This is a genomic window from Nocardioides palaemonis, from assembly GCF_018275325.1.
Taxonomy (GTDB): domain Bacteria; phylum Actinomycetota; class Actinomycetes; order Propionibacteriales; family Nocardioidaceae; genus Nocardioides; species Nocardioides palaemonis.
Window position 1 is genome coordinate 2,204,905 of sequence record NZ_JAGVQR010000001.1, and the last position, 13,699, is coordinate 2,218,603.

At 71.3% G+C, this 13,699-nt stretch carries 9 protein-coding genes and 1 tRNA gene; 1 reads left to right on the forward strand and 9 read right to left on the reverse strand.

Annotated features, from left to right (window positions below):
* Nucleotides 1–31 precede the first annotated feature (31 nt).
* Nucleotides 32–1,186, reverse strand: a complete 1,155-nt coding sequence (locus KDN32_RS10780; RefSeq protein WP_211731963.1) for a branched-chain amino acid ABC transporter substrate-binding protein — start codon at nt 1,184–1,186, stop codon at nt 32–34.
* Between the two features lie 251 nt (nt 1,187–1,437).
* A complete protein-coding gene (locus KDN32_RS10785; RefSeq protein ID WP_307853946.1) occupies nt 1,438–2,070 on the reverse strand; it encodes an ANTAR domain-containing response regulator in 633 nt (210 codons plus the stop codon).
* 41 nt (nt 2,071–2,111) lie between these two features.
* On the opposite strand from KDN32_RS10785, the gene KDN32_RS10790 reads away from it, so the two are divergent.
* Nucleotides 2,112–2,184: transfer RNA gene (locus KDN32_RS10790), tRNA-Leu, on the forward strand.
* 165 nt (nt 2,185–2,349) lie between these two features.
* Here KDN32_RS10790 and pyk read toward each other — a convergent pair.
* The 7 genes from pyk to trpB all read right to left on the reverse strand — a co-directional run bounded on the left by pyk (nt 2,350) and on the right by trpB (nt 13,686).
* Nucleotides 2,350–3,795, reverse strand: a complete 1,446-nt coding sequence (gene pyk, locus KDN32_RS10795; protein WP_211731964.1) for a pyruvate kinase — start codon at nt 3,793–3,795, stop codon at nt 2,350–2,352.
* 82 nt (nt 3,796–3,877) lie between these two features.
* Nucleotides 3,878–5,335 (reverse strand): glutamate synthase subunit beta, encoded by a 1,458-nt coding sequence (locus KDN32_RS10800; RefSeq protein WP_211731965.1) that lies wholly within the window; start codon nt 5,333–5,335, stop codon nt 3,878–3,880.
* A 62-nt stretch (nt 5,336–5,397) separates the two neighbouring features.
* On the reverse strand, nt 5,398–9,969 hold the full coding sequence (gltB, locus tag KDN32_RS10805; protein WP_211731966.1) for a glutamate synthase large subunit: 4,572 nt from the start codon (nt 9,967–9,969) through the stop codon (nt 5,398–5,400).
* A 142-nt stretch (nt 9,970–10,111) separates the two neighbouring features.
* A complete protein-coding gene (lgt, locus tag KDN32_RS10810; protein WP_211731967.1) occupies nt 10,112–11,023 on the reverse strand; it encodes a prolipoprotein diacylglyceryl transferase in 912 nt (303 codons plus the stop codon).
* Nucleotides 11,024–11,031: 8 nt separating this feature from the next.
* Nucleotides 11,032–11,637: an SCO family protein gene (locus KDN32_RS10815; RefSeq protein WP_211731968.1), complete on the reverse strand. Its 606-nt coding sequence runs from the start codon at nt 11,635–11,637 to the stop codon at nt 11,032–11,034.
* Nucleotides 11,630–12,430 carry a tryptophan synthase subunit alpha gene (gene trpA, locus KDN32_RS10820; protein ID WP_211731969.1) on the reverse strand — a complete coding sequence of 267 codons (801 nt, stop codon included), beginning with the start codon at nt 12,428–12,430 and terminating at the stop codon, nt 11,630–11,632. Before trpA ends, KDN32_RS10815 begins: the two co-directional genes overlap by 8 nt.
* Nucleotides 12,430–13,686: a tryptophan synthase subunit beta gene (trpB, locus tag KDN32_RS10825; protein WP_443678616.1), complete on the reverse strand. Its 1,257-nt coding sequence runs from the start codon at nt 13,684–13,686 to the stop codon at nt 12,430–12,432. The genes trpA and trpB overlap by 1 nt, the downstream gene beginning before the upstream one ends.
* Between the last annotated feature and the right edge of the window lie 13 nt (nt 13,687–13,699).

The window sequence follows — 13,699 nt, forward strand, 5'->3', positions numbered from 1 at the left end:
CCGCCCCCGCGGTGGTCGAACAGGTGCTGGATCAGCCCTCGGGCTTGACCTCGACCTCGGGCGTCAGCGTGCCGCCCTCGTTCTTGTAGGCCCAGTAGGAGACCTGGTCGGCGGGAACGTCGCCGTTCTCGTCGAAGGCGATCGACTTGCTGAGGCCGTCACCGGTGTAGTCGTTGACGAACGCCAGGACGTCCTCGCGGGTGCGGGCACCGTCGTCGAGCGCGGCCAGGAAGACGTTCATCGCGTCGTAGCCCTCGGCGGCGTAGGCGCCGGGAGCTCCGCCGAACTTCTCCTCGAAGTCGGCGGCGAAGGTGCTGTCGGCCTCGATCGGGGCGCAGGGGCACATCACGACCGCGCCCTCGCCGGCGTCGCCGACGGCCTTGCCGAAGTCGGCACCGTAGAGACCATCACCACCGACGAACGGGGCGTCGATGCCCGCGTCGCGGATCTGCTTGAGCAGCGGCGCGGCCTCGGCGATGTAGCCGCCGTAGAAGATCGCGTCGGGCTGGGCCGACTCCATCTTCGAGATGGTCGGGGCGAAGTCGGTCTGGCCGACCTCGGTCTTGTCGCGCTGCACCATCGCGTCGCCGAGGGTCTCCTCGACGCGGTCCGCGAGGGGCTCGCCGTAGGCCTCGGAGTTGTCGACGACGAAGACCTTGGAGGCGCCGACCTCGTCGAGGAGGTACTTGCCGATGGCCGCACCCTGGTAGTCGTCGTAGGGCACGAGACGGTGGAAGACCTCGACCGGGTCGTCCTGGGTGAGGTCGGTCGCGGTGGCCGACTGGCTGATCATCGGGACGCCGCCGTCCTGGTAGATCGTCTTGGTCGCGCGGGTCTCACCGGAGAACGCGCCACCGATGACGCCGATGAAGTTGTCGTCGCCGGCGATCTGGGTCGCGACCGGGGTCGCCTTGGCCGGGTCACCCTCGGTGTCGAACCGCTGCAGGGTCACGTCGCACTCGTCGTTGTCCCACTGGTCGAGCGCGAGCTCCGCGCCGTCGACCGACGGGATGACGATGCTGGCGTTCGCGCCGGACAGCGCGCCCATCGCCGCGATCTTGAAGTTGCAGTCGCCGCCGTCGGCGTCGCTGCCCCCGTCGGTGTCGGTCGTGCCGCAGGCGCTGAGCGCCAGCCCGGCCACCGCCGTCAACGCGACAGCCTGCCACGTCCTGGTCGAGCGGATCATGGATCCCTCCATAGCACTATGGGCTGTCCACCTCGGCAGCCTCGTGGCGGGAACCTAACACCCGCAATGTGGCGTGGGACACGAATAACGCCGCCGAATCGCGTGCCGTTGCCGTTTCGTGATCATCCGGTCTGTACCGGAAACGCAACCGAAACACGGCGTCACACCCGTGGAATCGTCGCGGAACGGGAGCGAACGGCGGAAAACGGGCTCGACCGGGCGGCTCGAGGAACGTCCCGGCTCCGAACGGCTCAGCCGCGCGTGGCACCGCCGAGGCCGGCCACCCCGTGCTCGACGACGCCGTCGGCGACCTGGCGCATCGACAGCCGCAGGTCCATCGCGGTCTTCTGGATCCACCGGAACGCGTCGGGCTCGCTGAGGCCGAGCTGCTCCTGCAGGACGCCCTTGGCCCGGTCGACCGACTTGCGGGTCGCCAGCGACTCCTGCAGGTCCGACACCTCGCTCTCGAGCACCGTGATCTCGGCGAACCGGCTCACGGCCATCTCGATGGCCGGCACCAGGTCGCCGCGCTGGAACGGCTTGACGAGGTAGGCCATCGCGCCCGCGTCCCGGGCGCGCGCCACCAGGTCGCGCTGGGAGAAGGCGGTGAGGATGACGACGGGTGCGATCCGCTCCCCCGCGATCACCTCGGCGGCGGCGATGCCGTCGAGCCGGGGCATCTTCACGTCGAGGATCACCAGGTCCGGCCGCAGCTCGCGGGCCAGCTCGATGGCACGCTGGCCGTCGGCGGCCTGGCCCACGACCTCGTAGCCCTCCTCGCCGAGCATCTCGGCGAGGTCCATCCGGATCAGCGCCTCGTCCTCGGCGATCACCACGCGGCGTACGGCGTCGGGGGCGGTGCTGGCGTCGGCGGGCTGGGTCACGGGCGCAAGGCTAGTTCGGATAGGGTTCCGACGCCGATTCCGCCCCGGTAGCCCAACGGCAGAGGCGATGCTCTCAAACAGCATTCAGTGTGAGTTCGAATCTCACCCGGGGCACTGTCAGACCTCGACGAGCGGTGCCCCAGCCACATTCCGGGCGCGCAGAACGTCGCTCAGCCACCGCCCACCCGCGCGCCGTACGCCGACACGCCCGTGGGCGGTGTCCCAGCCACGGTCCGGGCGCGCAGAGCGTGGCTCAGCCACCGCTCGAAGCGGGACTCGTCAGCGCCGGCGGTAGGCCGGGGCCACCTCGTTGATCGCGTCGCCCATCTTGTGGATGCGCATCGCGTTGGTCGAGCCGGGCAGCCCGGGCGGGCTGCCGGCGATCAGGACGACCAGGTCGCCCTCCTTGACCCGGCCGATGGCGAGCAGCGCCTCGTCGACCTGGCGCACCATCTCGTCGGTGTGCTCGACCTCGCCGGTCTTGAAGGTCTCGATGCCCCAGGTCAGCGACAGCTGGGAGCGGACCCGGTCGGTCGTGGTGAAGGCCAGCGCCGGGATCCTGCCGCGGTAGCGGGCCAGGCGGCGCGCGGAGTCGCCGCTGGCGGTGAAGGCGACGATGTACTTCGCGCCGACCGACTCGGCGACCTCGGCTGCGGCCTTGGCGATGATGCCGCCGCGGGTGCGGGGCGACCACGTGACGGCAGCCATGTGGGAGAGGCCGTGGTCCTCGGTCGAGGCGATGATGCGGGCCATCGTGGCGACGGCCTCGACGGCGTACTCGCCGACCGACGTCTCGCCCGACAGCATGACCGCGTCGGCGCCGTCGAGGACGGCGTTGGCGACGTCGGAGGCCTCGGCGCGCGTCGGGGCCGGCGCGGAGATCATCGACTCCAGCATCTGGGTCGCGACGATCGCGGGCTTGGCGTTGGCGCGGGCCTTGTCGACGAGCAGCTTCTGGTGGACCGGGACGTCCTCGAGCGGGCACTCCACGCCGAGGTCGCCGCGCGCGACCATGATGCCGTCGAAGGCGTCGATGATCGCGTCGATGTTCTCCAGCGCCTGCGGCTTCTCGATCTTGGCGATGATCGGGACCGAGACGCCCTCCTCGCGCATGATCGCGCGGACGTCCTCGGCGTCGGAGGCATGACGGACGAAGCTGAGGGCGACGAAGTCCACACCGATCCGCAGCGCCCAGCGCAGGTCCTCGGTGTCCTTCTCCGACAGTGCCGGCACGGAGACGGCCACGCCGGGCAGGTTGATGCCCTTGTTGTTGCTGACCTTGCCCGCCACGACGACCTCGGTCACCACGTCGGTCTCGTCGACCGACACGACCTTCAGCCGCACCTTGCCGTCGTCGATGAGGATCGGGTCGCCCTCGGAGACGTCGCCGGGCAGGCCCTTGTAGGTGGTGCCGCAGATGGTGCCGTCGCCCGGCACGTCACGCGTGGTGATGGTGAACTGCTGACCCCGCTTGAGCTTGTGCGGGCCGTCGGCGAACGTCTCGAGCCGGATCTTGGGGCCCTGCAGGTCGGCGAAGATGCCGATCGCGTGGCCCGAGTCGTCGGAGGCCTGGCGGACCATCCGGTAGACCGCCTCGTGGTCGGCGTACGACCCGTGGCTCATGTTGAGCCGGGCGACGTCCATCCCGGCGTCGACGAGGGCTCGGATCCGCTCGGGGGTGTTCACCGCGGGACCCATGGTGCAGACGATCTTGGCTCTACGCACGGGTCCACCCTAGCGGACGTTGGATCGTTCCAAGCAAGGGCTTCCCGCCGCGCCGGCAGCTGTGCCGGCGCGGCGGAACGCCTCAGACGGTCAGCGGGCGCTCGTGCGGCTTGATCGGCGCGGGGAGCGTCGTCGAGCCGGTGAGGAACGCGTCGACCGCGGCGGCCGCGCTGCGCCCCTCGGCGATCGCCCACACGATGAGGGACTGGCCGCGACCCACGTCGCCGGCGACGTAGACGCCGGGGACCGACGAGGCGTAGGAGGAGTCGCGGCGCACGTTGCCGCGCTCGTCGAGCTCCACGCCCAGCTGCTCCACGATGCCCGGCTGCTCCGGACCGGTGAAGCCCATCGCGAGCAGCACCAGCTGGGCGGGGATCGTGCGCTCGGTCCCCTCCACGGGCTGGAACTTCGCGTCGACCTCGACCAGGCGCAGCTCGGCCACGTTGCCGTCGGCGTCGCCGACGAACTCCTGGGTGGAGACCGCGTAGACCCGGTCGCCGCCCTCCTCGTGGGCCGACGAGACCTTGAACGTCATCGGGTACGTCGGCCACGGCTGGCCCGACGGCCGGTCCTCGCCCGGGCGCGGCATGATCTCCAGCTGCGTGATCGAGCGCGCACCCTGGCGGATCGAGGTGCCGAGGCAGTCGGCGCCGGTGTCGCCGCCGCCGATGATCACCACGTCCTTGCCGGTGGCGAGGATCTGGTCCTCGACCGTCTCGCCCAGCGACGCCCGGTTGGCCTGCGGCAAGAACTCCATCGCCTGGTGGATGCCGCCGAGCTCGCGGCCAGTGACGGGCAGGTCGCGCGCCTGGGTGGCGCCCATCGCCAGCACGACGGCGTCGTAGCGGGCGAGCAGCTGCGCGCCGGTGAGGTCGCCGCCGACGTCGACGCCGGCACGGAACACGGTGCCCTCGCGGCGCATCTGGTCCAGCCGTCGGTCGAGGTGCTTCTTCTCCATCTTGAACTCGGGGATGCCGTAGCGCAGGAGGCCGCCGATCCTGTCGGCGCGCTCGTAGACGGCGACCGTGTGGCCGGCGCGGGTGAGCTGCTGCGCGGCGGCGAGGCCGGCCGGGCCCGAGCCGACGACCGCGACGGTCTTGCCCGAGAGCCACTCCGGCGGCTGGGGGCGGACGTAGCCCGAGCCCCAGGCGCGGTCGATGATCGAGACCTCGACGTTCTTGATCGTCACCGGGTCCTGGTTGATGCCCAGCACGCAGGCGGTCTCGCAGGGCGCCGGGCAGAGCCGACCGGTGAACTCCGGGAAGTTGTTGGTCGCGTGCAGCCGGTCCATCGCGCCGTCCCAGTCGTCCCGCCAGACCAGGTCGTTCCACTCCGGGATGATGTTGCCCAGCGGGCACCCCTGGTGGCAGAACGGGATGCCGCAGTCCATGCAGCGCGCGGCCTGGGTGTTGATGATCGGCAGCAGGGCGCGCCCGATGCCGTCGGGGTAGACCTCGTCCCAGTCCTGCACCCGCTCGGCGACGTCGCGGCGCGAGGCGACCTCGCGGCCGTGCTTGAGGAATCCCTTGGGGTCAGCCATTCTCGGCACCTCTCTCCACGGGCGAGCGCCCGGAACTGCCCATCGTCGTGGTGTGGTCGCGCTCAGCCATGGAGGACCTCCATGATGCGAGCGTTCGCCTGGTCCTCGTCGAGACCGTCCGCGAGCGCGGCGGCGCGCGCCTCGAGGACCCGCTTGAAGTCGCGCGGCATCACCTCGGTGAAGCGCGGGAGCGACGTCGCCCAGTCCGCGAGCAGGGCCTGCGCGACGGCCGACCCGGTCTCCTCCGCGTGCTGGCGGACGAGCTGCTCGAGCTCCTCGGCCGCCTCGCCCTCGACGGGCGCGAGCTCGACGAGCTCGCGGTTGACGAGCGACTCGTCGAGGTCGAGCACGAAGGCGTAGCCGCCCGACATGCCGGCCGCGAGGTTGCGGCCGGTGGGGCCGAGGACGACCACGACGCCACCGGTCATGTACTCGCAGGCGTGGTCGCCCACGCCCTCCACGACGGCGCTGGCGCCGGAGTTGCGCACGCAGAACCGCTCCCCCGCGCGACCGCTGAGGAAGATCTGGCCCGACGTGGCGCCGTAGCCGATCGTGTTGCCGGCGATGATCTGCTCGGCGGCGTCGAACGTCGCGGCCCGGTCGGGACGCACGACGATCCGCCCGCCCGACAGGCCCTTGCCGACGTAGTCGTTGGCGTCGCCCTCGAGGCGCAGCGTGATGCCGCGCGGGACGAAGGCACCGAACGACTGGCCGGCCGAGCCGGTGAGGGTGATGTCGATCGTGCCGTCCGGCAGTCCCTCGCCCTTGTAGCGCTTGGTCACCTCGTGGCCGAGCATCGTGCCGACGGTGCGGTTGACGTTGCGGACCGTGACCTGCGCCCGCACCGGCTCGCCGGTCTCGAGCGCCGGGGCGGCGATGGCGATCAGCTCGTTGTCGAGCGCCTTGTCGAGCCCGTGGTCCTGGGCCTTGGTGCACCGCAGGTCCTGGTCCTCGAACTGCCCGAACTCACCGTGCGCCGAGGCCTGGTGGAGGATCGGCGTGAGGTCGAGGCCGGAGGCCTTCCAGTGGTCGACGGCCCCGGCGACGTCGAGCGTGCCGACCTGGCCGATCGCCTCGTCGAGGCTGCGGAACCCGAGCTCGGCGAGGATCTCGCGCACCTCCTGGGCGATGAACTCGAAGAAGTTCACGACGTAGTCGGCCTTGCCGCTGAACCGCTCGCGCAGCACCGGGTTCTGCGTCGCCACGCCCACCGGGCAGGTGTCGAGGTGGCAGACCCGCATCATGATGCAGCCGCTGACGACCAGCGGGGCGGTCGCGAAGCCGTACTCCTCCGCGCCGAGCAGCGCGGCGACGACCACGTCGCGGCCGGTCTTGAGCTGGCCGTCGGCCTGCACGACGATCCGGTCGCGCAGGCCGTTGAGCAGCAGCGTCTGCTGGGTCTCGGCGAGCCCGAGCTCCCACGGACCACCGGCGTGCTTGAGCGAGGTGAGGGGCGAGGCGCCGGTGCCGCCGTCGTGGCCGGAGACCAGCACGACGTCGGCGTGCGCCTTGGACACCCCCGCCGCGACCGTGCCGATGCCGACCTCCGAGACCAGCTTGACGTGGACCCGTGCCGACGGGTTCGCGTTCTTGAGGTCGTGGATCAGCTGGGCCAGGTCCTCGATCGAGTAGATGTCGTGGTGCGGCGGCGGGCTGATCAGGCCCACGCCCGGCGTGGAGTGCCGAGTCTTCGCCACCCACGGGTAGACCTTGTGGCCGGGCAGCTGACCGCCCTCGCCGGGCTTGGCGCCCTGCGCCATCTTGATCTGGATGTCGTCGGCGTTGGTGAGATACTCCGACGTCACGCCGAAGCGGCCCGAGGCCACCTGCTTGATCGCCGAGCGCCGCTCCGGGTCGTGCAGCCGGTCGGGGTCCTCGCCGCCCTCACCGGTGTTGGACTTGGCGCCCAACCGGTTCATCGCGATGGCGAGCGTCTCGTGCGCCTCCTGGCTGATCGAGCCGTAGGACATCGCGCCGGTGGAGAACCGCCTGACGATCTCCGAGACCGGCTCGACCTCGTCGATGTCGACGGGCTCGCGCCCGGATCCGGCGGCGTCCTTGAAGGTGAACAGTCCGCGCAGGGTCATCAGCCGCTCGGACTGCTGGTTGACGCGGTCGGTGTACTGCTTGAAGACGTCGTAGCTGCCCGAGCGGGTCGAGTGCTGGAGCCGGAAGACCGTCTCGGGGTCGAACAGGTGCGGCTCGCCCTCGCGGCGCCACTGGTACTCGCCACCGATGGTGAGCTCGCGGTGCGCCGGCGAGATGCCGCCACGGGGGTACGCCACGGCGTGCCGGCGCGCGACCTCCTCGGCGATCGTGTCGAGCTCGATGCCCCCGAGCTTGGAGGTGGTGCCGGTGAAGTAGCGGTCGACGACCGTCTGGGACAGCCCGACCGACTCGAAGATCTTGGCGCCGGTGTAGGACGCGACCGTCGAGACGCCCATCTTGGACATCACCTTGAGCACGCCCTTGCCGAGCGCCTTGATCAGGTTGGCGACCGCCTTTTCCGGGTCGACCTTGACGTAGTAGGCCTCCCGCGCGAGGTCCTCGACCGACTCCATCGCGAGGTACGGGTTGACCGCGGCCGCGCCGTAGCCGACGAGGAGCGCCACGTGGTGGACCTCGCGGACGTCGCCCGCCTCGACCAGCAGGCCGACCTGGGTGCGGGTCTTCTCGCGGACCAGGTGGTGGTGGATCGCGCCGGTGAGCAGCAGCGACGGGATGGGCGCGAGCTCGGCGGTGCAGTGGCGGTCGGAGAGCACGATGATGCGGGCGCCGTCCGCGATCGCGGCCGACACCTCGGCGCACAGCTCGTCGAGGCGCGCCTCGAGCGCGGCTCCCCCGCCCTCGACCTCGTAGAGGCCGCGGACGATGTGGACCTGGAAGCCCGGCATGTCGCCGTTACGGTTGATGTGGCGGATCTTGGCGAGGTCGTCGTTGGAGAACACCGGGAACGGCAGCACGATCTGACGGCACGACGCGGGCGTCGGCTCGAGCAGGTTGGCCTCCGGGCCGATCGAGCCGGCCAGCGAGGTGACCAGCTCCTCGCGGATCGCGTCGAGCGGCGGGTTGGTGACCTGCGCGAACAGCTGGGCGAAGTAGTCGAACAGCAGCCGCGGCTTGTCGCTGAGCGCCGCGATGGGCGTGTCGGTGCCCATCGAGCCGATCGCCTCGGCGCCGGTGGAGGCCATCGGGCTGAGCAGCACCCGCAGCTCCTCCTCGGTGTAGCCGAAGACCTGCTGGCGCCGGGTCACCGAGGCGTGGGTGTGGACGATGTGCTCGAGGTCGTCGAGGTCGTCGAGCTGGATCAGCCCGGCGTGCAGCCACTCGTCGTAGGGGTGCTCCGCGGCGAGCTGGCCCTTGATCTCCTCGTCCTCGATGATCCGGTGCTCCTCGGTGTCGACGAGGAACATCCGGCCCGGCTGCAGCCGGCCCTTGCGGACGATCGTGGCGGGGTCGAGGTCGAGCACGCCGACCTCCGAGGCCAGCACGACGAGCCCGTCGTCGGTGACCCAGTAGCGGGAGGGGCGCAGGCCGTTGCGGTCCAGCACGGCGCCGATCTGGGTGCCGTCGGTGAAGACCACGCACGCCGGGCCGTCCCACGGCTCCATCAGGGTGGAGTGGAACTCGTAGAACGCGCGCCGCTGCGGGTCCATGTCGGCGTGGTTCTCCCACGCCTCCGGGATCATCATCAGCACGGCGTGCGGCAGCGAGCGGCCGCCGAGGTGCAGCAGCTCGAGCACCTCGTCGAACGACGCGGAGTCGGACGCGCCGGGCGTGCAGATCGGGAAGAGCCGCTCGAGGTCGCCGGGGATCAGGTCGCTCTCGAGGAGGGCCTCGCGGGCACGCATCCAGTTGCGGTTGCCCATGACCGTGTTGATCTCGCCGTTGTGGGCGATGAACCGGAACGGGTGCGCCAGCGGCCAGCTCGGGAAGGTGTTGGTGGAGAAGCGGGAGTGCACGACCGCCATCGCCGAGGCGACCCGCTCGTCGGTGAGGTCCGGGAAGACCTGGTCGAGCTGGTCGGTGGTGAGCATGCCCTTGTAGGCGAGGGTCCGCGAGGACAGCGACGGGAAGTAGACGTCGGTCTCGGACTCGGCGCGCTTGCGCAGGCAGAACGCGAGGCGCTCCAGCGCCATCCCGCTGACGCGGGCGCCCTTGCCCGCGACGAACAGCTGGGCGAACGCGGGCATCACGCTCTTCGCGGTGGCGCCGAGGGTCGAGTCGTCGACCGGCACCTCGCGCCAGCCGAGGACCGCGAGGCCCTCCTCGTCGGCGATCTCCTCGATCCGCTGGCGGGTCTTGGCGACCGCGTCGGCGTCGCCGGGCAGGAACGCCGTGCCGACCGCGTACGAGCGGGCCGGCGGCAGCTCCATGCCGGCGTCGCGGGTGACCTCGCGGAGGAACGCGTCGGGCACCTGCAGGAGGATCCCCGCACCGTCGCCCGAGTTGACCTCGGCGCCGGCGGCGCCGCGGTGGTCGAGGTTGCGCAGCGCAGTGAGCGCCTTGACCACGATGTCGTGGCTGGCCTCACCGGTGAGCGTCGCCACCATGGCGACGCCACAGGCGTCCTTCTCGTGGCGCGGGTCGTAGAGCCCCTGCGGAGGAGGGAAGCTCGGCGGGAACGCGTGCATCGACACTGGTTCTCCCGTCGTCAGTCTCGCCTCCGGTCCACGCGGGACCGGGGGGGCGAGGGGTGGGCACATCCGCTGGGGACGACGTTGGCCCGAGCACTGCGCAACCTATCACCGGCGCGACCGGCCGGCGCGCGACGTTTCAGGCCGTGGGATCGGCGGTCGAGCGCTCCTCCGCCTCGTCGGCGGCGGGCTCCTCCCCGAGCGGCGGCTTGGTCCGCACGACGTCCTCGCGGCCGGGGTGGCGCCGCGTCGACCAGAGGAAGTACGCCGTGGCGAGGACGAACAGGACGATCGAGGTCCAGACGTTGAGCCGCAGCCCGAGCACGTCGTTCATCTGCACCTCGTCGATGCGCATGTTCTCGATCCATCCGCGACCGGCGGTGTAGAGCATGACGTAGAGCGCGACCACCCGTCCGTGGCCGAGCCGGAAGCGACGGTCGAGCCAGATCAGCACCGCGAAGGCGGCGAGGTTCCACAGGCACTCGTAGAGGAAGGTCGGGTGGTACGTCGCGACGTCGAGGTAGCGCGCCTCGCGGTGCGCGACGTCGATCTCGAGCCCCCACGGGAGGTTCGTCGGCCCGCCGTAGAGCTCCTGGTTGAACCAGTTGCCCCACCGGCCCATCGCCTGCGCGACCAGCACGCCCGGGGCGAGCGCGTCGAGCAGCGGGAGCACCTTGATCCCGCGTGCGCGACAGCCCAGCATCACGCCGACCGCGCCCAGGGCGATCGCGCCCCAGATGCCGAGGCCACCACGCCAGACGTAGAGCGCGGTGACCGGGTTCTTGCCCTCCCCGAAGTAGAGCTCCCAGTCGGTCGCGACGTGGTAGAGCCGGCCACCGACCAGCCCGAACGGGACCGCCCAGATGGCGAGGTCGCTGACCTCGCCGGGCGCTCCGCCGCGCGCGACCCAGCGCTTCTCGCCGATCCAGATGGCGGCGACGATGCCGAGGATGATGCACAGCGCGTAGCCGCGGATCGGGAGCGGACCGAGGTGCCACACGCCCTGCGACGGGCTCGGGATCGACATCAGGGTCACCAGCGGTGAGGTCATGGGCAGCATCATCCCTCGTCGAGCAGCACGGTGACGTCGTGGGCCAGCTGCGCCTGCGAGACGTCCTGGTCCCACATCATCGGCGACTCGTCGTCGCCGTCGACGGCGTAGATGCGCGTGCCGTGGGTGACGTCGTAGCCGCCGCTGGGCATCTTCTCGCCCTTGTCGATCCCGACGGCGAGGCTGTTGCCCACGGTGACGATGTCGCCCAGCGCGCCGGTGAGCCCGATGATCGAGGGGTCGAAGGCGTCGACGTAGCGCTCGACCGTCGCCTCGTCGTCGCGCGCGGGGTCGGTGGTGACGAAGACGACGTCGAGGTCGTCGAGCTCGGCGTCGTCGAGCCGCGCGAGGGTGCCGGCGAGGGTGGCCATCACCTGTCCGCAGATGTCGGGACAGTTGGTGTAGCCGAAGAACACCAGCGTCAGCGGCTTGTCGGTGTCGTCGGTGAGGCTGTAGGAGTCGCCGGCGGTGTCGACGAGCGGGGTCGACGACACCTCGAACGGCGGGTCCAGGACGGTGCCGTTGAGGTCGGTCCCCTGCGCCGAGCCCGCGCCACCGCAGGCCGCGAGGAGCGGCAGCAGCGCCGCCAGGACGAGCGCGCGCCGCCTAGCCACGACGTACGCCGCCGGCGAGGTCCTCGGTGAGCGCGCGCAGCGCAGCCAGTCCCGCGGCCTCGTCGCCGGGGTGGTCGAGCAGGGCGCGCACGAAGGCGGAGCCCACGATCACGCCGTCGGCGTAGCCGGCCACCTCGGCGGCCTGGTCTCCGTTGCTGACCCCGATGCCGACCGCGACCGGGATGTCACCGGTCGCCCGGACGCGCTGCACCAGCGGTCCGGCGAGGTCGGACGTCGCGTCGCGGGCGCCGGTGACGCCCATGACGGCCGCCGCGTAGACGAACCCGCGGCTGGCCGCCGCGGTCATCGCGATCCGCTCGTCGGTCGAGCTCGGGGCGACGAGGAAGACCTTGTCGAGGTCGTGGGCATCGGCCGCCTCGACCCACTCACCGCCGTGGTCGGGCGTGATGTCGGGCGTGATCAGGCCCGCGCCGCCCGCGCCGGCGAGGTCGGTGGCCCACCGCTCCACCCCGTAGCGCTCGACGGGGTTCCAGTAGGTCATCACCAGGGTCGGGACACCGGTCTCCGCGACCGCCTGCACGACGTCGATGACGTCACGGGTGCGGGTGCCGGCGTCGAGGGCCTGCTGCGCGGCTGCCTGGATGGTCGGGCCGTCCATCACCGGGTCGCTGTAGGGCAGACCGATCTCGATGGCGTCGCACCCGGCCTCGACCATGGTGCGCAGCGCTGCGATCGAGCCGTCGACGCTGGGGAACCCGGCGGGGAGGTAGCCGATGAGCGCGGCGCGGTCCTCGGCACGGGCCTTCTCGAAGGCGGTGGTGGTCGACGCCATCAGGCCTCCTCCCCCGGCGCCGTCGCGACGACGGGCTCCGCCTCGCCCTCGGCGTCGCCGAGACCGAACCACTCGATGGCGGTGCCCATGTCCTTGTCGCCGCGTCCGCTCAGGTTGATGATCACCGTCGCGTCGGGGCCCTTCTCCTCGCCGAGGCGGCGGGCCACGTCGAGCGCGCCAGCGACCGCGTGGGCGGACTCGATGGCCGGGATGATGCCCTCCGTGCGGCTGAGCAGCGCCATCGCGTCCATCGCCTGCGTGTCGGTGATCGGCGTGTAGTGGGCGCGGCCCGAGGCAGCCAGCCACGAGTGCTGCGGGCCCACGCCGGGGTAGTCGAGGCCGGCGGAGATCGAGTGCGACTCGACCGTCTGCCCGTCCTCGTCCTGCAGGACGTAGGTGCGCGCGCCGTGGAGCACACCGGCCTCGCCGGCGTGGATGGTGGCCGCGTGCCGTCCGGTCTCGACGCCGTCGCCGCCGGGCTCGAAGCCGTGGATCTCCACGCCCTCGTCCTCGAGGAACGCGGTGAAGAGGCCGATCGCGTTGGACCCGCCGCCGACGCACGCCGCGACCGCGTCCGGCAGCACGCCGTACTGCTCGAGGCACTGCTCGCGCGCCTCGTCACCGATGCCGCGGCAGAAGTCGCGGACCATGCTCGGGAACGGGTGCGGGCCGGCGGCCGTCCCGAAGAGGTAGGCCGTGTGGTCGACACTGGCGACCCAGTCGCGCAGCGCCTCGTTGATGGCGTCCTTGAGGGTCGCGCTGCCGGACTCGACCGGGACGACCTTGGCGCCGAGCAGCTGCATGCGGGCGACGTTGAGCGCCTGGCGTCGGGTGTCGACGGCGCCCATGTAGACGGTGCAGTCGAGGTCGAACCACGCCGCGGCCGTCGCACTGGCGACACCGTGCTGGCCGGCGCCGGTCTCGGCGATCACGCGCGTCTTGCCCATCCGCTTGGTGAGCAGCGCCTGGCCCATCACGTTGCGGATCTTGTGGGCGCCGGTGTGGTTGAGGTCCTCGCGCTTGAGCAGCACGCGCGCGCCGACCTGCGCCGACAGCCGCTCGGCGTGGTAGAGCCGGCTTGGCGTGCCGGCGTAGTCGCGCAGCACCCGCTCGAACTCGGCGACGAAGTCCGCGTCGGCCATCGCGTCCTGCCACGCGACGGTGAGCTCGTCGAGGGCCTTCACGAGGGCCTCCGGCATGAACCGGCCGCCCCAGGTCTCGCCGAAGTAGCCCCGCTCGTCGGCCTCGTAGCGGATCGGGCTGGTGGGG

Excerpts from the sequence above, each read along its gene's own strand:
- KDN32_RS10780 (WP_211731963.1), bottom strand. The coding sequence starts at position 1,186 with ATGATCCGCTCGACCAGGACGTGGCAGGCTGTCGCGTTGACGGCGGTG.
- KDN32_RS10800 (WP_211731965.1), bottom strand. The coding sequence starts at position 5,335 with ATGGCTGACCCCAAGGGATTCCTCAAGCACGGCCGCGAGGTCGCCTCG.
- lgt (WP_211731967.1), bottom strand. The coding sequence starts at position 11,023 with ATGACCTCACCGCTGGTGACCCTGATGTCGATCCCGAGCCCGTCGCAG.
- trpA (WP_211731969.1), bottom strand. The coding sequence starts at position 12,430 with ATGGCGTCGACCACCACCGCCTTCGAGAAGGCCCGTGCCGAGGACCGC.
- gltB (WP_211731966.1), bottom strand. The coding sequence starts at position 9,969 with ATGCACGCGTTCCCGCCGAGCTTCCCTCCTCCGCAGGGGCTCTACGAC.